21 protein-coding genes and 1 pseudogene are annotated in these 20,556 nt (G+C 64.3%); 11 read left to right on the top strand and 11 right to left on the bottom strand.

The genetic code is table 11. From position 1 onward, the window contains the following. Positions 1–62: 62 nt before the first annotated feature. Together PSTAB_RS07580 and PSTAB_RS07585 are read right to left on the bottom strand one after the other, a co-directional pair. On the bottom strand, positions 63–1,097 hold the full coding sequence (locus PSTAB_RS07580; RefSeq protein ID WP_013982392.1) for a MerR family transcriptional regulator: 1,035 nt from the start codon (positions 1,095–1,097) through the stop codon (positions 63–65). A 157-nt stretch (positions 1,098–1,254) separates the two neighbouring features. Continuing rightward, the gene (locus tag PSTAB_RS07585) at positions 1,255–1,656 is read right to left on the bottom strand and encodes a hypothetical protein (protein ID WP_013982393.1); all 402 of its coding nucleotides are present in this window, start codon (positions 1,654–1,656) and stop codon (positions 1,255–1,257) included. Positions 1,657–1,807: 151 nt separating this feature from the next. Between PSTAB_RS07585 and PSTAB_RS07590 the strand changes: the two genes are divergently transcribed. Together PSTAB_RS07590 and PSTAB_RS07595 are read left to right on the top strand one after the other, a co-directional pair. After that, positions 1,808–2,644: a CAP domain-containing protein gene (locus PSTAB_RS07590; protein ID WP_013982394.1), complete on the top strand. Its 837-nt coding sequence runs from the start codon at positions 1,808–1,810 to the stop codon at positions 2,642–2,644. A gap of 124 nt (positions 2,645–2,768) precedes the next feature. After that, the gene (locus PSTAB_RS07595) at positions 2,769–4,679 is read left to right on the top strand and encodes a metallophosphoesterase family protein (protein WP_013982395.1); all 1,911 of its coding nucleotides are present in this window, start codon (positions 2,769–2,771) and stop codon (positions 4,677–4,679) included. A gap of 17 nt (positions 4,680–4,696) precedes the next feature. On the opposite strand, the gene PSTAB_RS07600 is transcribed toward PSTAB_RS07595, so the two are convergent. Next, a complete protein-coding gene (locus PSTAB_RS07600) occupies positions 4,697–5,344 on the bottom strand; it encodes a cation efflux transmembrane domain-containing protein (RefSeq protein WP_011912781.1) in 648 nt (215 codons plus the stop codon). Positions 5,345–5,407: 63 nt separating this feature from the next. Here PSTAB_RS07600 and PSTAB_RS07605 point away from each other — a divergent pair, with 63 nt between their 5' ends. From PSTAB_RS07605 to PSTAB_RS22035, 3 genes are all read left to right on the top strand, one after another. Beyond that, positions 5,408–5,845 carry a MerR family transcriptional regulator gene (locus PSTAB_RS07605; protein ID WP_011912782.1) on the top strand — a complete coding sequence of 146 codons (438 nt, stop codon included), beginning with the start codon at positions 5,408–5,410 and terminating at the stop codon, positions 5,843–5,845. Positions 5,846–5,888: 43 nt separating this feature from the next. Beyond that, a complete protein-coding gene (locus PSTAB_RS21770) occupies positions 5,889–6,032 on the top strand; it encodes a hypothetical protein (RefSeq protein WP_013982396.1) in 144 nt (47 codons plus the stop codon). A 108-nt stretch (positions 6,033–6,140) separates the two neighbouring features. After that, a complete protein-coding gene (locus PSTAB_RS22035) occupies positions 6,141–6,269 on the top strand; it encodes a hypothetical protein (RefSeq protein WP_013982397.1) in 129 nt (42 codons plus the stop codon). A gap of 32 nt (positions 6,270–6,301) precedes the next feature. Here the strand turns inward: PSTAB_RS22035 and PSTAB_RS07610 are convergent, their stop codons facing one another. Next, positions 6,302–7,396 carry an SMP-30/gluconolactonase/LRE family protein gene (locus PSTAB_RS07610; protein ID WP_013982398.1) on the bottom strand — a complete coding sequence of 365 codons (1,095 nt, stop codon included), beginning with the start codon at positions 7,394–7,396 and terminating at the stop codon, positions 6,302–6,304. 329 nt (positions 7,397–7,725) lie between these two features. Between PSTAB_RS07610 and PSTAB_RS07615 the strand changes: the two genes are divergently transcribed. Next, positions 7,726–8,730, top strand: a complete 1,005-nt coding sequence (locus PSTAB_RS07615; RefSeq protein ID WP_011912784.1) for a sterol desaturase family protein — start codon at positions 7,726–7,728, stop codon at positions 8,728–8,730. Between the two features lie 94 nt (positions 8,731–8,824). Next, positions 8,825–9,073: an FmdB family zinc ribbon protein gene (locus PSTAB_RS07620; protein ID WP_013982399.1), complete on the top strand. Its 249-nt coding sequence runs from the start codon at positions 8,825–8,827 to the stop codon at positions 9,071–9,073. Positions 9,074–9,108: 35 nt separating this feature from the next. Here PSTAB_RS07620 and PSTAB_RS07625 read toward each other — a convergent pair whose 3' ends face one another. Continuing rightward, positions 9,109–10,002, bottom strand: a complete 894-nt coding sequence (locus PSTAB_RS07625; RefSeq protein WP_041771928.1) for a LysR family transcriptional regulator — start codon at positions 10,000–10,002, stop codon at positions 9,109–9,111. Positions 10,003–10,088: 86 nt separating this feature from the next. Here PSTAB_RS07625 and PSTAB_RS07630 point away from each other — a divergent pair, with 86 nt between their 5' ends. Beyond that, a complete protein-coding gene (locus PSTAB_RS07630; RefSeq protein ID WP_013982401.1) occupies positions 10,089–10,877 on the top strand; it encodes an NAD(P)H-dependent oxidoreductase in 789 nt (262 codons plus the stop codon). Positions 10,878–10,964: 87 nt separating this feature from the next. Here the strand turns inward: PSTAB_RS07630 and PSTAB_RS07635 are convergent, their stop codons facing one another. From PSTAB_RS07635 to PSTAB_RS07645, 3 genes are all read right to left on the bottom strand, one after another. After that, positions 10,965–11,540: a hypothetical protein gene (locus tag PSTAB_RS07635; RefSeq protein ID WP_013982402.1), complete on the bottom strand. Its 576-nt coding sequence runs from the start codon at positions 11,538–11,540 to the stop codon at positions 10,965–10,967. Between the two features lie 14 nt (positions 11,541–11,554). After that, positions 11,555–12,157, bottom strand: coding sequence for a hypothetical protein (locus PSTAB_RS07640; protein ID WP_013982403.1), 603 nt, complete (start codon positions 12,155–12,157; stop codon positions 11,555–11,557). A 356-nt stretch (positions 12,158–12,513) separates the two neighbouring features. Continuing rightward, entirely contained in the window at positions 12,514–12,936 is a 423-nt protein-coding gene (locus tag PSTAB_RS07645; protein ID WP_013982404.1) for a DUF2141 domain-containing protein, read from the bottom strand. Between the two features lie 353 nt (positions 12,937–13,289). On the opposite strand from PSTAB_RS07645, the gene katG reads away from it, so the two are divergent. Together katG and PSTAB_RS07655 are read left to right on the top strand one after the other, a co-directional pair. Beyond that, entirely contained in the window at positions 13,290–15,521 is a 2,232-nt protein-coding gene (katG, locus tag PSTAB_RS07650; RefSeq protein WP_011912791.1) for a catalase/peroxidase HPI, read from the top strand. A gap of 141 nt (positions 15,522–15,662) precedes the next feature. Next, positions 15,663–16,406, top strand: a complete 744-nt coding sequence (locus tag PSTAB_RS07655; RefSeq protein WP_013982406.1) for a class I SAM-dependent DNA methyltransferase — start codon at positions 15,663–15,665, stop codon at positions 16,404–16,406. Between the two features lie 24 nt (positions 16,407–16,430). Here the strand turns inward: PSTAB_RS07655 and PSTAB_RS07660 are convergent. Both PSTAB_RS07660 and PSTAB_RS07665 read right to left on the bottom strand, forming a co-directional pair. Beyond that, positions 16,431–17,125 (bottom strand): annotated as a pseudogene (locus PSTAB_RS07660) (GNAT family N-acetyltransferase). Between the two features lie 169 nt (positions 17,126–17,294). After that, positions 17,295–18,014, bottom strand: coding sequence for an FMN-dependent NADH-azoreductase (locus PSTAB_RS07665; protein ID WP_013982408.1), 720 nt, complete (start codon positions 18,012–18,014; stop codon positions 17,295–17,297). A gap of 117 nt (positions 18,015–18,131) precedes the next feature. On the opposite strand from PSTAB_RS07665, the gene gcvA reads away from it, so the two are divergent. Beyond that, positions 18,132–19,037: a transcriptional regulator GcvA gene (gene gcvA, locus PSTAB_RS07670; RefSeq protein ID WP_013982409.1), complete on the top strand. Its 906-nt coding sequence runs from the start codon at positions 18,132–18,134 to the stop codon at positions 19,035–19,037. 126 nt (positions 19,038–19,163) lie between these two features. Here gcvA and PSTAB_RS07675 read toward each other — a convergent pair whose 3' ends face one another. Then, positions 19,164–20,060, bottom strand: a complete 897-nt coding sequence (locus PSTAB_RS07675; protein WP_013982410.1) for a restriction endonuclease — start codon at positions 20,058–20,060, stop codon at positions 19,164–19,166. Positions 20,061–20,556 lie beyond the last annotated feature (496 nt).

Below are 20,556 nucleotides of genomic sequence, written 5' to 3' on the forward strand. Positions count from 1 at the left end.
TCTGTTGCCGCCGAGCCGGGAGCCTGCGTGGCCGGCATGCAGGCTCGTCGCCGGCGGTCTGCCTAGCCGCGGCCCTGCTGCATCAGGGCCGTCATGGCCTGCCGCAGGTAATCGATCACCTCGGGCGCTACCCAGGTGCCGGCCTGCAACTCCGGTTCCTGCTGCTCGGCCTGCTGGATTCGGCGCTGGGTGTCGGCGTTCGGGCCGGCGTAGGCGCTGAACAACTCACCCCAGCGGCGTGCCAGTGCGATCACCCGCTCGTGCTCCGGCGGGAGACGCTCGCTACGGCAGCGCTGAAGCTGCGCGAGCAGTTCCGGCCATTGGCGCAGGCTTGCGGCGTAATGCGTGCGCATGTGGGCGAACTCGTCGTCCGTCAGGTGGCGCCGGTAGATCGCCAGGCGGTATTCGGCGAACGCCGCCAGCACATAGTCGCGCATGGCCTGGCTGACGCCGGTTCGCTGCTGCAGCCCTGGCTCGGCTGCGTGCATGGTGTCGAGCCTGGTCAGCAGGGCTGGGTCCTGTGCGGTGTCGCGCTCGAGCTGGATCATCCAGTCCCGCGCCAGCCGCTGTGCTTGCTCAGCCTGCGGCGGTACGCCGGCCTCCATCAGTGCCTTGGCCTGCTCAGCCAGGGCGGGCCAGGCACTGGTGCCTTGGTCGAGGCGTTCGGTGAAGGCCAGCCTGGCCAGTTCGTCGGCGGAAAAGTGCTTTTCGTACATGATCATCGATCCCAGGGTATCCAGTAGGTCGGTCAGCGCGGGTTCTTCGCCCAGAACGTAGCGCTCGCGCAGCCTGTGCAATCGGCTGCGCAGGCGCTGGAGGCTCTGCAACTGGCGATCGAGCTGCAGCAATTGCTGGTCGATCAGTCCGGGCAGGGAAACCGCGCGCTGGTTCAACAGGGCTCCGATGTCGGTCAGCGACAGGCCAAGGCCACGCAGTGCCTGGATGTGATGCAGGCGCTCGACGTCCTTGCGGTCGTAGAGCCGATAACCGGCATCGGAGCGTGCGGACGGTTTGAGCAGATCAAGGTTGTCGTAGTGATGCAGCGTCCGGACGGTCACGCCGGAGCGCTTGGCCAGTTCGCCTACCTTGAGCAACATTGATGTCTCCTTTTCGTTTCGCACGGCAGGGATCGTCGGGGCTGACGCTGCGTGAGGGTCAAGCGGCAGGAACGGATTTTTTTCGAAGGGGGCGGGCTCGGCTATGAAACCGCCCATGGCAGCGAACGCAGGTCGATCGCGACGGGGCGCAGGTTGCTCATAACCCACCCAGCAAATCGTGCGCATCGAGCAGGCGCCAGGCGATTTCCGGGCGCTGCGCCAGACCGCGGCGAACGGCGGCGGCAATGGCGGGGCGGGTCTTGCGGCAGAGGCCGGGTTGCTCGGCGAACTCGATGGCGATGCCGCGCATGCTGCGCACTTCGTTGTGGCCGGGGGCGATCGTCATGCGAATGCCCAGCTGTTCGAACATGCGCTGCTGCAGCCGCTCCAGTTCCTCCAGACTCTGCACGTTGGCCAGACGCTCGAGCAGGCGGTTTTCCTCGTGGCGGGTGAGCAGCAGGATGCGCACGTCGGCGCCCGGTGCTTCCAGCAGCTCGTCCCGCCGACAGGTGCAGGTGCCGGGTGGGCAGGATTGGCGAATCGGCGGTTGGCTGTTCATGGCGCCTGATCATAGCCAAGGCCGCCAGCGGCGCCCAGCCGGTGGCCTTGTGCCGCTGCGGTGATGACAAGCGCGGCGGTGTCGCGCACCATGGCGCCAGTTTCCGCGCCGGGTGCGCGTCGTTCCGTCAGGGAATTGCTGGAGAACTGTCATGCGTGTTCTGTCATCCGTCCTGCTGCTGGCGACCCTTTGCGTTGCCGGCACCGCTGCGGCCGAGGAGGCCCGGCTGGTCGAGTCGATCAATGCCTACCGTGGCGAGGTGCAGCGCTGCGGCAGCAAGGCCAGCGAGGAGCTGCCGCCACTCACGGCCGATTCGCGGCTGAACTTGCCGGTCGGCGCCGCCGGTGACCTGCAGGATGCCTTGTCCCGCGCTGGCTACCCGATGGTCACGGTGCAGGCGATCACGCTGTCCGGTCCGCGGGATGCCCAGGCGGCGATGCAGGCGCTGCGCGAAAGCTTCTGCCGGGTGATCCTCGATCCTCAGTTCACCGATATCGGCGTCAGCCGCGAAGGTCGCGACTGGCGCATCGTGGTGGCGCGGCCGCTGCTCGATGGTCGCCTCGGCGACTGGCAGGCCGAAGGGCAGAAGCTGCTGGAACAGATCAATCGTGCCCGGGCCTCGGCGCGCCGTTGCGGTAGCCAGGATTTCGCCGCCGCGCGGCCGCTGGCCTGGAACGCGACGTTGGGCAGCACCGCCGAGGCTCACAGTCGGGCGATGGCCAATCGCAACTTCTTCAGTCACTTGAGCGAGGACGGCCGTACGCCGGGCGATCGCGCCGAACTCGCCGGCTACGCCGGCAGCCTGGTCGGTGAGAACATCGCCGCGGCGCTGCCGACCGCGCGCAAGGTATTGGAAGGCTGGCTGGCCAGCCCGGGGCACTGCGCCAACCTGATGAACCCGGCGTACACCGAGCTAGGCGCGGCCTATGCGGTCGATCCGCAGAGCGACGCGGCCATCTACTGGACGGCCATGTTCGGCGCCCCTTGAACGGCAAGTCGAGCCCCTCGTTGCTTCCAATGAGCGATCGGGGCCGGTGTGCTGTCAGAGAAGCCTGTTGCCACAGACAGGGTTGCCCTTGACCGATATTCCCACCCACCAGGATCTGCCGCCCGTGCTGGCCGGCCCGTTGCTGCGTCGAGCCGAGCCTGGCGGTCTGACCTTCTGGCTGATCGCGTCACGCGTGCTCGAGCTGTCGCTGATCCTTGAAAGCCCCCAGGCCGGCCAGCAGCGGCGCATTCGACTCGAAGGCGAGGCCTGCCAGCGGCTGCGGCTTGGCCATCATGCGGTGCTGCACCTCATCCGTTTCACGCCCGATGCAGCGCTGCCCGGCGACTGCCTGATCGAGTACGACCTTTTGCTCCACGAGGGCGAGCAGCAGCGGGGCATCGCCGACTGGGCGCCACACCTGCTGCACGACGGCGCCACGCGGCCGAGCTTCGTCATCAAGTCGCGGCTCGACCGCGTGCTGCACGGCTCCTGTCGCAAACCGCACCATGCGGCCGCGGATGGGCTGCTGTGCGTGGATGAGCTGGTGCGCCGCGGCTTGACCGATCCGGACGCGCGCCCGGCAGTGCTGCTGATGACCGGCGACCAGGTCTACGCCGATGATGTCGCTGGGCCGATGCTGGTTGCCATCCACGCGCTGATGCGCCGGCTGGGCCTGTACGGCGAGCATCTCCAGGGCGCGGTGGTGGATGACAGCGATGAACTGCTGGCCCTCCCGGCCACCTACTACCGGCGCGAGCAATTGCTGCCCGCGTTCAAGTCCAACGAGGCGTTGCGCGAACGCTTCTTCGGCGGTGTGGAAAAGCCGGTGTTCACCACCGCCAACGGGCAGAACCACCTGATCACCCTCGCCGAAGTCATGGCCATGTACCTGCTGGTGTGGTCGCCCACGCCGTGGTCGCTGATCGAACCGGTGATGCCTGCGCTCGAGACGAAGCACGCCGAGCGCTATCGCCGCGAAGAGCACTGTCTGCGGGGGTTCCGGCGCACTTTGCCGCAGGCTGCGCGGGCGCTGGCCCATGTGCCGTCGTTGATGATCTTCGACGACCACGACATCACCGACGACTGGAACCTGTCGGCTCGCTGGGAGGAGACCGCCTACGGTCACCCGCTGTCGCGGCGGATCATCGGCAATGCGCTCATCGCCTATCTGCTCTGCCAGGCCTGGGGCAATCAGCCCGAGCGTTTCGGCGCGCTGCTGGCGCAGGTGCAGCAGCTGCTGGAGGCTGCTCGGGATGGCTGGCTCGATTGCGCCGAACAGGACCGTCTCATCGAGACGCTGCTGCGTCTGGACGGCTGGGGCTACGAGTTGCCAAGCGAACCGCCGCTGGTGGTGCTCGACACCCGCACCCGGCGCTGGCGCAGCGAGCGCAATCTGAGTCGCCCTTCCGGCCTGATGGATTGGGAGGCGCTTAGCGAACTGCAGCAGAACATCCTCGACAAGCCCTCGGTGCTGATCGTCTCGCCGGCGCCGATGTTCGGCGTCAAGCTGATCGAGGCGGTGCAGCGGGTGTTCAGCTGGGCCGGCCAGCCCTTGCTGGTGGATGCGGAAAACTGGATGGCCCACCGTGGTGCCGCGCACGTGATGATGAACATCTTCCGTCATTCGCGCACGCCCGGTAATTACGTGATCCTCTCCGGTGACGTGCATTACTCCTTCGTCTACGAAGTGCACATCCGCGCCCGCGACAGCGGGCCGAGGGTCTGGCAGATCACCAGCAGCGGGGTGAAGAACGAGTTTCCACGACGCCTGCTGGACTGGTTCGATCGCCTCAATCGCTGGCTGTATGCGCCCTGGTCGCCGCTGAACTGGCTGACCAAGCGGCGGCGCCTGGAAGTCGTGCCGCGTGTGCCGGACCGCAGCCAGGCGGGCGAGCGTCTGTGGAACGGCTCGGGCATCGGCCTGCTGGTGCTGGATGAGCAGGGCAGGCCGCGGGAAATCCTCCAGCTGAACGCCGATGGCTCGGCTCCGGTGGCCTTCCTCCACGAGCGCAGCCGGTCGGGCTGCGATCGGTAGAGAACGCGAAGCCTGCGTCAGGCGCCTCGCTCCATTTGCCTGACGGCCATTCGCTCGGTGCGCAGCTCGTCGAGGGCGTGGCGAGTGATCTGCACGGCTGCGCTGATCGACAGCAGCGCCATGATGCTGGCCACGATCAGGTCCGGCCAGCCCGCCCCAGTGCCGAACACACCCAGCGCCGCCAGCATCACGGCGATATTGCCCAGCGCATCGTTGCGGCTGCACAGCCAGACACTGCGCATGTTGCTGTCGCCTTCACGGTAGGCATAGAGCATGAGCGCCACGGCGACGTTGGCCAGCAGTGCGATGGTGCCGACGATGCCCATCGTCGTGGCCTGGGGCACGCTGGCATCGATGAAGTTGTCGATCGCGACTACCAGGATGAACAGGCCGAACAGACCCATGGTCAGTGCCTTGGCCAGCGACGCCCGGGCCCGCATGACCACGCCCATGCCCAGCACGAACAGGCTGACACCGTAGTTGGCCGCATCGCCGAAGAAGTCCAGCGAGTCGGCCAGCAGCGAGACCGAACCGGCCCGCACGCCGGCGCCTATCTCCACGGCGAACATCGCCAGGTTGATCAGCAGCGCGATCCAGAGAATCCGCCGATAGCGCCCGCGCACCGCTGCGCTGGCGCAACCACTGTTGCAGCAATTTCCTGCCATGTACGTCGCCTCGGAATGTCGATGGCATTACGCTAAACCCTGTAGCAACTACAGGGTCAAGCCATGTCTATCACCATCGGCAAACTCAGCCAGGCCACGGCTGTGAACGTGGAGACCATCCGCTACTACGAGCGCATCGGCCTGCTCGCGGCGCCGTTGCGGACGTCGTCCGGCTATCGCAGCTACACGGCTCAGGACGTGGCGCGGTTGCGGTTCATCAAGCGGGGGCGGGAGCTGGGCTTCTCTCTTGAAGAAATTCGCACGCTGGTCGAACTGGCCGATCAGCCGGGTCACGCCTGTAGCGATGTCGATCGCCTGGTTCAGACCCACCTGGTCGAAGTGCGCCAGCGCATCACCGACCTGCAGCGGCTCGAGGCGGAGTTGCAGCGCCTGGCCGGTTGCAATCAGTCGTCGGTGAAAGACTGCCGCATCATCGAAGCGCTTTCGGCAGCGGTACAGCAGGCCGGGCCCACTGTCGACGATCGCAGAACGACCAGCTAGTACGGCACTCCAACGCACTGAACCCACTGCCGAGGACGCTGCCATGATCGATCCAGACGACCCGCTCAAGGATGGACTGACCCCGCCCGATTACGACGAATACGGCGACGTGCCGGATTCCGGCGAGAACGCTGACGACAGCCAACCGAGTGACGAGCCGAACGCGGGAGAAAGCCCGCTGGGATAACGCCTTCTGCCGGCGTGACTGGACAATTCTCCCCGCCCGGCCTAAAAAGCGCGCTGCGCCGGCCGCCCTGAGGCCGGTGCGGCATCCTTGGCTGAAGGCAGACCTACCGTGAAAAAGAAAAAGCCCGTCGACCCCATCCGGCAAGCCGAAAAGAACCGCGCCCACCGAATCGGCTGGCTGATCGCCCTGGCGGGCATCGCTGCCGGTTTCGCGCTGGTGATGATCAAGCCGCTGTAAACGCGAGGTCTTGGCGCCGCATCGGCGACTGCTTAGGTGAAGGTGGCGCCTCGCGCGTTCACGTACAGCGCATAGAGGGCGTGGCTGCTGGCCATGAACAGGCGGTTGCCCTGCACACCGCCGAAGCACAGGTTGGCGCAGCGTTCCGGCAAGTGAATATGGCCGATCGCCTCGCCCTGTGGATTGAAAACCCGAACGCCGTCCAGGCCTTCCGGGTTGGCTTCCGGCGAGCCGGAGCTGCCCCAGCCGCACCAGAGGTTGCCGGCCTCGTCGCACTTGATGCCGTCCAGTGCACCATGGCCGGTCGCCTCGATATGCCGGCTGCGCTCACCCAGCGTACCGTCGCCGTTCACCGCATAGGCCCACACCAGGCGGTTGGGCTTGGCGCGGCCCTCGACCACATAGAGCGTGCTCTCGTCGGGCGAGAAGCACAGACCGTTAGGGCCGGCGATGCCCTCGATAACCCGGGTCACCTCCAGCGTGCTGCCATCGATGCGGTAGACCGCGTCCGGCAGCTCGGTTTGAATCTTGTGCCCCTCGTAATAGTTGCCAGCCTGGAAGGGCGGATCGCTGAACCAGATGGACCCATCGCGCTTGACCACCACGTCGTTCGGCGAGTTGAAGCGCTTGCCCAGATAGTTGTCGGCCAGCACGGTGATCGCACCGTTGTGCTCGGTACGGGTCACGCGCCGACCCAGTTCATGCGTCGTGGAGCCTTCGCAGACCACCAGCCGGCCCTCGCGATCGCGGGTCAGGCCATTGGAGAAGTTCGCCTGCTCGCGAAATACGCCCAGCGACTGGCTGATCTCGTCCCAGCGCATGATGCGGTTGTTGGGAATGTCGCTGAGCAGCAGGTAGCGCCCGTCGCCAACCCATACCGGACCTTCGGCCCAGCGCAGACCGTCGGCGATCTTCTCGACGCTGGCGTTGAACAGGCGCAATTGCAGAAAGCTTTCATCCAGTACTTCCAGGGATGGATCGGGGTAACGCCTGCTGAGTGGCTCAGCTGATTGAGCGAGCCGCGGCAGCGCCATGCCGGTAGCCAGCAACGCGGTGGAGCAGGCAACGGATTGCTTTAGAAAGCGGCGGCGGGAACCGGGTGATGAGTGTTGTTCTTGTTCGTCCATTTTGAGGGACCCTTGTTCGAAATCGGAGGGGGACCGCGAACGAATCATAGTAGAGGTATGATGACTTTCAAAATGACAAAAAGCATAGGCGAAGCCGTAAGTGTTTTATGTAGATAAATTAGGGTTTTGCGAGAGTGTGGTGTTGTCTAGTTGTACTACAACAGGAGTTTCAGCAGTCCGGTGACCGTACGCCGCTCCTGCGGCCTGCGTGCGTGCCTGTTCGTAGCGGAGCAGGGAAGGCCTGCAACTATCGTACGATAAGCATTCGCATATACGAAGCGTTTCGCCTGCCTCTATAATCCGCCACCTTTTTTCCGAGGCGGCCAGGCATGGGCGTTTCCGACTCCTTCCAGCGGTACCTGATCGATCCTTTCGTACACCAGTTCACCAGCCTGTTCGACCTGAACGGTCGCCTGGGCCTGCTGTTTCTCGGCGTGTCTTATGCCGTCGCCTATCTGCTATTTCGCTACCGACGACAGCATGGGCTGACGCAGGCGATGTCGTTCTGGGCCTTTCTCGGAGGCTGGCGCGTGCACTGGCATCCTTCGGCGCGTCTGGACTACCGCTACTACTTCGTGCGGGGCGTGCTGAAGGTCGCGCTGGTGGTGCCGATCGTGGCGCTCGTCGATCCATACATCTTGCGTTCGGGCGACTACATCGCCTTTTTCGAGAACCTCTGGGGTGCGCGGCCGCAAGTTGGGCAGAACCTTTCGCTGGCGCTGCTCTACGGGTTCGGCGTGTTCATCATCAGTGACTTCGCCGGCTACTGGGTGCACCGGGCGTTCCACTGCGGCTGGCTGTGGGAATTTCACAAGGTGCACCATTCGGCACCGGTGATGGTTCCGCTGACGGCCAGCCGCGTGCACTTTCTGGAGAAGATCGTCGGCCGGCTGGTGGACCTGGTGCTGCTTGGCGCCTACGCCGGCATCTTCTGGTACGCCTGCGGCGGTGAGATCAGCCGCTACACGCTGTTCGGGGTGACCTATCTGGTCTTCATCTTCAACGCGCTGGCTTCAAACCTGCGACATAGCCACGTCTGGCTGTCGTTCGGGCCACGTCTGGAGCACATTCTCAATAGCCCGGCGCAGCACCAGATCCACCACAGCGATGCGCCACGGCATTTCCACAAGAACTTCGGGACCAATCTGTCCATCTGGGACTGGATGTTCGGCACCCTCTACGTCACCAGCGCCAGCCCCGAGACGCTGCGCTTCGGTACCGCGGAGCAAGACTCGCACCGCTACCTGACGCTCTACAGCCTGATCCTGATGCCATTCGTGGATACGGCCCGCAAGCTCATGCCCGCCAGTCCGCCGCGCCGGGTCGACTCCTGATGTGACGGCGGGGCTGAACGAACGGCTCTTTCGCTCGTACAATCGCGCTTTCTTCCATCCAACGGCCCGGCCCGTCTACCCAAGAGGAATCGCCATGCCGACCTACGACTATCGCTGTGAAGCCAACGGCCAGGTTTATGAAGTGCGCCATGCCATGGCGCTGCGCCCCAAGACCTGGGGTGAGCTGCGTGTGGCCGGCGCGCTGGCTGAAGATGCCACCATTGCGGATGATGCGCCGGTGACCCGGCTGCTGACCGCCGCCGGAGTGGTGAGCAGCCGGGTGCTGAAAAACCCTGAAGCGCCGGCCTGCGCGCGTGGCGGTTGCGCCGGCAATTGCCGCTAGCCATGGCCCCACCGGGGCGCCGCCTGATCCACCTCCTACACGGCTTTGGCGATCTGCTCACGCAGCCATTGATGCGCGGGATCGCGGTGCGAACGCTCGTGCCAGAGCATGGCCATCTCGTAACCTGGCACCTCCAGCGGCGCCTCGACCACCTGTAGCGCGCTGCTGCCGCGCACCAGCCGTTCGGGAAGCATGGCCACCAGATCGGTGCTCTCCAGCACCGATCGAAGGAACAGAAAATGCGGTACCGACAATACGACCCGCCGCTGCATGCCTCGCTGCGCGAGGGCCTCGTCGGTTGCACCCTGAAACCCACCGCCGTCCGGTGAGACAATGACCTGCTCGAGCGTGCAGAACCGTTCGAGCGTCGGCCGCCGCTTCAGCTGGGGATGGCCGACTCGACCGGCGAGTACGTAGCGCTCGGTGAACAGCGTACGCCGGCGAAGGCCGGGCGGCGAACCCTCTGCGGTATGAAAGGCGAGGTCGATATCGCCCTGTTCCGCCTGACGAGCGATGCGTGCCGGCACCATTTCGACCACTGCCAGGCGAGTGCCGGGCGCCATACTGCGTAGCCGGCTCAGCACCGGCAACACGATGGCCGATTCACCGTAATCGGTCGCAGCGACCCGCCAGACATCCTGCGCCGCGGCCGGGTCGAACGGGCTGGCCGGCGCGACCGCGCGTTCCAGCGCCTGCAAGGCCAGGCGCAGCGGCTCGCGCAACTCCTCGGCACGTGCCGTCGGGTGCATGCCGCGGGGACCGGGCAGCAGCAGGGGGTCGCCGAATATCTCGCGCAGTTTGGCCAGATGGACGCTCACCGAAGGCTGGGAGAAGTTCAGCCGCTCGGCAGCGCGGGTAACGTTGTGCTCGGCCAGCAGCACATCGAGGGTCACCAGCAGGTTCAGGTCCAGACGTCTGAGATTATTCATGCACATACCAGGAATCTTGGTTATTCATTTCCAATATACCTGGTGCGCTCGGCATCCTGCGCGTGTCCTGCAACCGGAGACCTGCCATGAATGTTCTGATCGTCTATGCCCATCCCGAACCGCGTTCCCTGAACGGCACCCTGAAGGATTTCACTGTCCAGCGGCTGCGCACCGCTGGCCACGCCGTGCAGCTGTCCGATCTGTACGCCATGGGCTGGAAAGCCCCCATCGACGCCCGAGACAGCCTGGATCACGACCTGGAGAGCCGCTTCGACCCCTCGCAGGATTCGCGCCGTGCGTTCGCCAGCGGCCGGCAGAGCCCGGACATCGCCGCCGAGCAGGACAAACTGCGCTGGGCCGATGCGCTGATCCTGCAGTTCCCGCTCTGGTGGTTCTCGATGCCGGCCATCCTCAAGGGCTGGGTCGATCGGGTGTATGCCTACGGCTTCGCCTACGGTGTAGGCGAGCACTCGGATGCGCGCTGGGGTGATCGTTACGGCGAAGGCACGATGGTCGGCAAGCGGGCCATGCTTATCGTTACCACCGGTGGTTGGGCATCGCACTACAGCCCGCGCGGTATCAACGGGCCGATGGACGATCTGCTGTTTCCGATCCAGCACGGCATCCTGCATTACCCCGGCTTCGATGTACTGCCGCCGTTCGTGGTGTACCGTACCAGCCGCATCGATGAGGCGCGCTTTGCCGACATCCGCGAACAACTGGGTGAGCGCCTCGACAGCCTGTGGCGCACTGAGCCGATTGCGTACCGCAAGCAGAACGGTGGGGATTACGAGATTCCGGCGCTGACGCTGCGGCCCGAAGTGGCGCCGGGCGCTGAGGGGCTCTGCATCCACGTGATCGGCTCCGATGGTTGAGGGCGGTCGAACCCTGCTCCATCGGAGCGCGGAACTGCGCGCAGAGTACACGGTTGTGCCCCGCGCGTCGCCGGCGGGGCCAACCGGTCAGATCAGGTTCTTCTGCGCCGCTGCTTCAAGGTTGCTCTTGGCCAGTTCACCGAGGATCTCCTCGCCCGAACCGTTGAAGGGCAGAGCGAAGACGAGGAACAGGTGCATCCAGGTTGTCAGGGTCTCCTGCTTTTGTACCTGGCCGACTTTCCTGCCTTCGCCGTCGCGGAATGTCATGTCCATGATCAGCGTGTTGTCGAAGGTGCCCGGGATCAGAAAGAACGTCGCGCCGGTGATCACCGCCAGACCGAGATTGCCGGTTTCCTGGTTGCGCAAGGTTACGGTCACGTAGACATCCGAGGCTTCTTGTTCGGTGCTCACTCGGGAGAAGCGACCGCTGTCGACGAACTCCTTTCTGATCAGCTCTTCAAGCCGGGCGATGTTGGGATTGCTCGCCTTCGGTGTGCCGTTAAACGAATACTCGGTTTGTACTTTGATGTAGGCGCTCGGTTTCTTCTGTACCGATTCGAGCGGCCATTGACTCACTTCGGGCAGCGACTTGTGGGAGTAGGTCATGCATCCCGTCAGGGTCAGGCACGCCAGGGCGGCAACGATGGTCATCAGTTTTTTCATGTTTGGCATCCCTGTCAGTGAGCGAGCTGCTGCGTGCCGTCTTTAAGCAACTGCTCAACCAGCTGAGTCAGTTGCTGCGAGCCGGACGCATTGAAGTAATCGGCATCCCATAGTCCCGTGTTCTGATTCAGCACCAGGACCTTCTCTACATGTGCCACTTGCTTACCGGCGGCATCGTCGATCGTCAGCTCGCCGCGAAGATCGTACTTGTCGACGTAGATGGGGCCGTTCACCCAGATCCACATGGTCAGCGTCAGCAGCGCACCCGGGAAATAGCCCGGGTGCGGTGTGCGCTTGCCCTTGAGGGAGGTGAAGTTGAAGCGCAGCTCAACGTCTCGCTCGTCCAGCTTGGCGGGGAAGCTGATCATGCGTTCGAAGTACTCGCCACGATCGATATGTTGCGCAATCTGGGCGGTCAGCACATTGCTGATGTTGCGGCGTTGGGTCTCGTTCAGCTGCGGGTCGCTAACCTGGACGTCCTTGAGCAAAGCGCCAACCGGGACGGATTGCGCCATCGCCTGGGAGGGCAGCCCAATGGGGCCAGTGGGGGTGAACGAGACGCAACCGGTCAGCGCCAGGCTCAACAGGCCGGCGACCAGATATTTGAAGGGGGTCATGGTACTTCCTTGATGTTCTACGGGTTGGCAGGCCGCGAACGACGTGCAGCTACTCTCTGAAGTTGGAGCCTTTCCGCCGTCCTTGGCAGCCGAGATAATACGGGCTAAATGCCATTACGCTGGCGATATTTTTGTGAGCTGTTTCGTACGGATCGGTATTCGCGTGTCGCTACGACCGCTCGGATCAGGATGAAGATGCCGAGAACCCTGAACCGGTTCTGTTGAAGGCGAGCTGGACCGTACGCGGCGCGGGTTCTTCCAGCTGGGGCTGGTCAGTGCACCGGCGCCGGCCATGAGTTTCGGTCGTGTCGCCGTCTCGTTGGTGCCGTCTGATCGCAAGGCCGTGGAAGGCGCGACTAGTAACGCATCTTCAGCTCGATCCGCGCGGGCTCGTTGGCGGTCACCTCGAAGGCGCTGTCCTCGTAGGACGGTGGGCCCATCACCTTGGGGTTGTTCGATAGCCCGTAGCCTTCGACCGGAATCATGCCGAAGCGCAGGTCCAGTCGGCCGTTATCGTTCTCGTCGTGGTAGGCCAGCACCGCGTAGCGGCCGGGCGGCACATCGTCGAACGTCACGGTTACCGTACCGGCTTCGGCTTTGGCCTTCTGCGCGGCGAAGGCCTGGTCATCCTTGCGGAAGCTCTTGGCATCGGCGAACACCGCCACGGCCACCTGGCCGCGGTCATGCTGCAGCCCGCTGAGCGTGACCTGCAGCTCCTGAGCCTGGGCTGCGGGAATCAGAAGGGCGAGGGCCAGGCCCGTAATCGAAAGTGCTTTCATGCTGTGCTCTTGATAACGAGGGTGCGCGCACTACCGGCGGTTCAACGACGGACGCGCCAGCGCCGTGCGACATCTTCGGCGAACAAGCGAAGCGTTGTCCACGCTCAGCTGTGGGCGCGTTTACACGCGGAAAAACTTCTATCGGAGCGATAGGGATTATTCATGGCCGCTCGCAAGCGCTGCTTCGCCTCAGGGCAGCCGCTCTAGCCAGGGTCTTTCAGCCTATCTAGCAATTGTCGGCACGGCAGATCGGCCCCGCTGGCAGCGTGCGGTGCCCTACGCCGAGCGGACCGGGTGCTAGGGTTTCCTGAGCGGTGCCTGGCCGCTAACGACAACCACGTGAGGAATGCAACATGAACGCCGAATCTGGAGAAAATGCCGGGGGCGGCTGCCCACTCGGTCATGGCGCCGGCGCACCGCGCAAACGCCCGAGCAATCGCGATTGGTGGCCTGAAGCACTGAGCCTGACATCGCTCAACCAGCACTCGCCACGCTCCAATCCCTACGGGGGCGATTTCGACTACGCCGCCGAATTCAACTCCCTCGATCTCGATGCGGTGATCGCCGACCTGCACAAGGTGATGACCGATTCGCAGGACTGGTGGCCGGCCGATTTCGGCCATTACGGCGGCCTCTTTATCCGCATGGCCTGGCACAGCGCCGGGACCTACCGCATCACCGACGGCCGCGGCGGCGCGGGCGGCGGGCAGCAACGCTTCGCTCCGCTCAACAGCTGGCCGGACAACGCCTCGCTGGACAAGGCGCGACGCCTGCTCTGGCCGATCAAGCAGAAATACGGACGCAAGTTGTCCTGGGCAGACCTGTTCGTGCTCACCGGCAACGTCGCGCTCGAATCCATGGGTTTCAAGACCTTCGGCTTCGGCGGCGGCCGTGCCGACACCTGGGAGCCGGAAGAGCTCTTCTGGGGGCCTGAGGGCACCTGGCTGGGTGACGAGCGCTACAGCGGCGAACGCCAGCTGCACCCGGGCCTGGGTGCGGTGCAGATGGGCCTGATCTATGTGAACCCGGAAGGTCCCAACGGCAACCCGGACCCGAAGGCCGCGGCCGTCGACATTCGCGAAACCTTCGCCCGCATGGCCATGAACGACTACGAGACCGTGGCGCTGATCGCCGGCGGCCACACCTTCGGCAAGACCCACGGTGCGGGCGATCCCTCGTTCATCGGGCCGGAGCCAGAAGGCGCGCTGATCGAAGACCAGGGCCTGGGCTGGCGCAGCAAGTTCCAGACCGGCATCGGACCGGACGCCATCACATCGGGGCTGGAAGTCATCTGGAGCCAGACGCCGGTCAAATGGTCGAACTACTTCTTCGAGAACCTGTTCAATTTCGAATGGGAACTGACCAAGAGCCCGGCCGGTGCGCACCAGTGGGTGGCCAAGGATGCCCCGGAAATCATTCCCGACCCCTTCGACCCGAACAAGAAACGCAAGCCGACGATGCTGACGACCGATCTGTCGTTGCGTTTCGACCCGATCTACGAGCCGATCTCGCGCCACTTCCTCGAGAACCCGGACGAATTCGCGGATGCCTTCGCTCGCGCCTGGTTCAAGCTGACCCACCGCGACATGGGCCCCATCGCGCGCTATCTCGGCCCGCTGGTGCCGAAGGAGCAGCTGATCTGGCAGGACCCGATTCCCGAGCGCGACCACCCGGTGATCGACGACGCCGACATCGCGTCGCTCAAGCAGAAGATCCTCGGCCTGGGCTTTTCCGTATCGGACCTGGTGTCGGTGGCCTGGGCCTCGGCGGCGACCTACCGCGGTTCGGACAAGCGCGGCGGAGCCAATGGCGCGCGCATTCGCTTCGCTCCGCAGAAGGACTGGGAAATCAACAACCCGCCGCTGCTGGCGCAGGTGCTGCAGAAGCTCGGCGAGATACAGAGTGACTTCAACGGCTCGGCCACCGGTGGCAAGAAGGTTTCCATGGCCGACCTGATCGTGCTGGCCGGCTGTGCGGCCATCGAGAAGGCCGCGCAGGATGGCGGCGTGAATGTCGCCGTACCTTTCACCCCGGGGCGGATGGATGCGCTGGAGGAATGGACCGACGCGCAGTCGTTCGAGGCGCTGCGCCCGGTGGCCGACGGCTTCCGCAACTACTACCACGAGTCCCACTTCATGGCGCCCGAGGAAGCGCTGGTGGACAAGGCGCACCTGTTGCGCCTGAGCGCACCTGAGATGACCGTGCTGGTGGGCGGCATGCGCGTGCTGGGCGCCAATGCCGGCGGCAGTCAGGACGGTGTGTTCACCCACCGCGTCGGCGTGTTGTCCAACGACTTCTTCGTCAACCTGCTGGACATGAAGAACGAGTGGACGGCCACCGAGCACAAGAACCGCTTCCAGGGCCTGGACCGCAAGACCCGCCAGCCCACCTGGACGGCGACCCGTGTGGACCTCATCTTCGGCTCGCAATCGGAGCTGCGCGCCCAGGCCGAGGTGTACGGCATGGCCGACGGCAACGAGAAGTTCGTGCGCGACTTCGCCAAGGCGTGGGACAAGGTGATGAACGCCGACCGGATGGACATCGGCAAACCCGCCGATCAGTTCAGCCAGAAACTGTCGGCCTAGGTGCGGCGGCGGCGTCCTGCGGGGCGCCGCCGTTGCTTTCAAGCCTGACCGGCAAGTGCCTGCGCCACAGCTTTGCCGCGCGATTTTCCTGCGGCCCGGCTATGATGCGCGCCCCCAGCGCCTCGCTCAGCAGAGACCAGCATGCCCGGCACCGCCATCTATACCGACCTGTCGGGTTACTACGACCTCATGTGCGCCGATATCGACTACGGCGCCCAGAGCAGTGCCGTCCAGCGGCTGCAGCAATTGTTCGGCAATGGTGGAAGACGGCATCTGGATCTCGCCTGCGGAACCGGGCCGCATGTGCGCCATTTCATCGATGCGGGCTACGACAGCAGCGGGCTGGACATCAATCAGCCGATGCTGGACCGGGCCACGCTGCGTTGCCCGGAGGCGCGCTTCTCGCTGCAGGACATGTGCAGCTTCAGCCTGGATCGGCCGGTCGACCTGATCACCTGCTTCCTGTACTCGATCCATTACAGCGCCGGGCTCGAGCGGCTCGCCGCCTGTATCGCCCATGTGCACGCCGCGCTGGCCGACCAGGGGCTGTTCTGCTTCAACGCCGTGGACAAGCGGCGGATCGACAACCGCTCATACGTGTCTCACACCGCTCACCATGCCGATGGCCTGTTCGGCTTCAGTTCCGGCTGGTACTACAGCGGTCAGGGCGAGCGGCAATTGCTGCGGTTGCGCATCGAAAAGACGCTGGCCGGAGCCAGTCAGGTCTGGCAGGACGAGCATCCGATGGTGGCGGTGAGCTTCGCTGAACTGATCGCGCTGCTGGAACCCTATTTCGAGGTGCATGTGCTCGAGCACGACTACCAGAAGATCGCTCCGTGGGACACGGCGTCCGGCAACGCCATCTTCGCCTGCGTGAAGCGCTGATCGGCGTGCACGCAGCTAGCGCGATCAGTGCAACCGCTTGGCCGAGGTGCGCAGCCCGATCAGCTGATCGGCCTGTCGGGCCAGCTCGTCGAGCAGCAGTCGCGCTGTTTCTCGGCTGCCTTCATGGCGCTCTGGCCGTGCTGCTTGACCAGGTAGCTGTAGATTTGCCGGACCTCCCTGGACTGGAAGATGGGCTGCAGATCCTGCACCGCCACCGCACCGTCTGAAGCCTGGCTCCGCGTGTTCATCAGCACCTGCGGGCCGCGCGCTACCAGCGGCATGAAGCCCTGCGCCTCGAAGTACCCGGCCTTGCCCGCCACGCACGCCACCTCCGCGTGGGGATAGCGCGACAGCATCCGTTCGAGCATCGCCCGGCCGATGCCCTGCCGGCGCTGCTCCGCGGTCACGGCCAGGTAAACCAGGGCACAGGCCTCGGGGTCGTCCACATACGGCAGGTAAAGCGCGAAGCCGAGCAGCGTCGCCGGATCTTCCGCATCCAGCGCCATGATCAACTCCGGTTTGCCGGGCTGCGCACCGTCCATGCTGTCGAGATAGCGATGCACCTCGAGCCCCACCACGTACTGATACAGCGGGTACAGCAGGTTGCTCGGCGTGAGCGAGACGGCGCTGATGTCGCCGAGGTAGTCCACCACCATCTGCAGCAGCTGGCCTTTCAGCGCTTCCGGCGGCGGGGTTTCCAGATGGGCGAGGGTGAACATGGGGGCTCCGGGCTGTGCGGCAAAGGCGGCATTGTAAGGCCCAGGGGCAGGCAGGGGAGAGGGAAGTCGGTTCCATATCGCCCCTAGGAGCGGGAGGCTCCGCCCAGTCGCGGCGACCGAACGCCGCTTCGCTCGCGTCGCCCGGCCGCCATCCAGGCTCGCTAGCTCGCTAGCTCGCTTCGGCCTGGCGCTGGCTGACGCGGGGGCGTGGCGCGGCGATGGTGCTCTGCAGCTCCGTCACCAGCGCATCCACCTGACGCAGCGCCTCGGCTACCGAATTGGCCATCAGCTCGCCCCCCACCTCCTGACCCTCGATGGCGATCTGGTGGATGCGGGTGATGCCGATGAACCCCAGCGCGGTCGCCAGGTTCGGCTCCAGATGGTTCATATGCGCCATCGCCCCTCCGGGGCCGAAGCCTACGCCACCCCGGGCGGTGAGGATGACCGCGTGCCGCTCCCGATCCGCCAACATGGGCACGTAGGGATCAAGCGGGTTGCTCTCGTCCAGCCCGACCGTGCGGTTCAGGCGCACCACCTGATCGATCCACGCCTTGAGCGCCGCCGGCATGCCGAAGTTGTAGAGCGGCGTGCCGATGATCAGCACATCGGCGGCCAACAGTTCGTCGACCAGCCTGTCGCTTTCGGCCAACGCGTCCTTCATCCACGGCTCCCGGCGCTCCTCCGGCGTGAAGGCCGAGGCGATCCAATCATGGCTGACGAAGGAGGGTGGGTTCTGGCCGATGTCCCGGTAGGTCACGCCATCCTGCGGGCGACGCGCCAACCATTGGCTGACGAAGCGCTGGCTGAGGTTGCGGCTGTGAGAACCGTGTTCGTCCTTGCCGGCAAGGCCGGGGCGGGCGCTGGCGTCGAGGTGCAGAAGGTGCGTCATGGCGAATCTCCTCTGTGATTGAATTCATCTGTCGTTCGCGGTAAATCCAGCCTAGGGCTAGGCTGTACGAGCGACAAACGACCATTTCTTCCAACTACAGATGAGAGAAACTCAGCCATGGCGCACCGCCGCTTGCCTTCGCTTTCTGCGCTGCGAGCCTTCGAAGCCGCCGCTCGCCACGAGAGCGCCAAACAGGCTGCGGAGGAGCTGTCCGTCACGGCTACGGCGATCAGCCACCAGATTCGTGCGCTGGAGGAATCCCTTGGTGTGGCGCTGTTTCTGCGTAAACCGCGAAAGCTGAAATTGACCGACCCGGGGCGCGAGCTGCAACAGACGCTGGAGACGGCGTTCGACAGCATCAGCGCCACGGTCGAACGCCTGAGCGCGAAGCCCTGCCGCCAGGCGATCACCCTCAGCACCACACCGGCCATCGCTGTGCGCTGGCTGGTGCCCTGGGTCTGCCTGCTACGTGATTCGCATCCGGATATCGACCTGCGCTTCCACACCTCCCATGAACCGGTTGCGCTGGATGGCGTCACGGCGGATATCGCCATCCGCTACGGCGATGGCCGCTGGCCGGGGCTGGTGGCGGAGAAACTGTTCGACAACACCTTCGTCCCGGTCTGCAGCCCGCACCTCGGCTTGCGTGATGTAGCCGAGCTGCCCAAACACCCGTTGATCCACTTCCGTGCGCAAGCCGCCTTGTCCGCGCCGATTCATTGGGCGTCGTGGCAGAAACTTGCCAATGTACCGGGGCTGGATGTGAGCGCCGGGCTGGTTTTCTCCGACGAGACCCACGCCATCTCCGCCGCCATCGGCGCGCAGGGTGTGGCGCTGATGAGTCGGCAGCTGATCGAAGATGAACTGAGGGAAGGACGGCTGGTGCAACCGTTCGGGCCGGAGATGGAGGGCAAGCCGTTTCATCTGGTGTACCCGGAGAGCCGTCGGGATGACCCGACGGTTCGGGCGGTAAGGGAATGGGTGATGAAAGTGCCGGGTGGGTTGTGTGAGCTGACTGGCTAATTCGCCGCAGCGTAGGGTGGAAAACGGCGAAGCCTTTTCCACGCGTCCCTCCAAGTCTTCGATGGGGAGGCGAACCGCGCAAGGCGGGGCCGTATTAGGCTGACATGCGTACTTCCAAAGGCCCCGCTACGCTGGCATCTCGTTTCGTGTGGTTTTGCATTTGGGGTACTGCGAACAACCCCAAAACGTATTCCCGACATTGCTTCCTCGTTTCGCCACACGCTGAACCATCGGCGCCTGACAGGTAGGGCAGATGGGTTGTGTTTCGCGAGGGGGGTGGGCGAGCGGGTCTGGTGTGGCCGATGTAGGTTGGTAGGGCGCTTTGCTAATTGTCGGTTGGGAGTTCTGACGCGCCGCGGCTGCGCGGCTCTGACGAATCATCTCGTTTAGCTCGGCGCCTTCGATCAGCCGCAGATTCTTGCCTTGGGCGAACACCTTCGCATCTTCGGTAAACCGACCGGAGATCACGATGAAGCCGCCTTTTGCTCTCTCCGCCGCCATCACACCAAACAGCTCACGCACCACGTTCACCTGAACCAGCTGGCGACGCCACTGTTTGCATTGGACTAAGTACTTTTCGCCGTCCTTCAGAAGCACCAGATCAATGCCGCCATCGGCTCCGCCTTGGCCTGTCTCCTGAACAGTAAATCCTTTGCGTCGGAACGCTTCACCAACCAGCAGCTCGAACTCGCGCCAGCTGATGGATTCCAGGGTGTTTTCGTTGCTTGCGACGGAGTCGAAAAGCTTCTTGCGTCGCATGCGGCCAAATATTGAAGCGATGGCTCCAAATACCAGTGCGGCAGGGACGAAGTACTGCGCGGGTACTGCCAATCCTCGAAGCATCATGCCGGACATGTGGCTGCCTAAATCGGCTGGATTGGCTGGTGCCGGTATCGGTGAAGTGACGATGCTGTTGAGCCACAGGTACGCGATGAGCGCCAGTGGAAGGGTGATCCACCAGGGCATCAATGCTGCGAGATCGATCAGGTCTTCGAAAGGCGATTGCTTGGGGCGGCGGGCCATATCGCGTCCTTGTGATGGCTAAATGATTGCGTCAAGCAATTTGCCGATAGCCGCGGGGATCGGCAAGCGGTTTGTGCGGTTGGGTGACAGTCGGCGTTTGGGCTGACGACGGGATGGAAACGGCGAAGCCTTTTCAATCCGTCATATACCGGCTACTCGCTTCAGGGGCGAAACTTCTGTTCCGCCCTGCTGGGCGGGTCACTTTTGTCAGTCGCGACAAAAGTAACCAAAAACGCTTGCCCCGCCATCCGGCCCTGCGCTTCGCTCCGGGTTCGTTCGCTCCATCGCCATTCCAGGGGCACGCCGCGAAGGGCCATCCCTGGCCCATCGCGGCTCTCGCGGCATCCATGCCGCTCAACCCCTTCCACGGCGATTCCACTCACCCTCCTGAAAGGGGCGGTTGGTGTCGCCTGATAACTCTGCAAAACCGAAATAAGTGGGGCTCGAACTTTCAGGCGACTCGGGCTTCGCTTCCCGTCAGGAGGCCGAGTGGAGG

Origin of the sequence: Stutzerimonas stutzeri (genome assembly GCF_000219605.1) — a bacterium.
In the GTDB taxonomy this organism is placed as follows: domain Bacteria; phylum Pseudomonadota; class Gammaproteobacteria; order Pseudomonadales; family Pseudomonadaceae; genus Stutzerimonas; species Stutzerimonas stutzeri.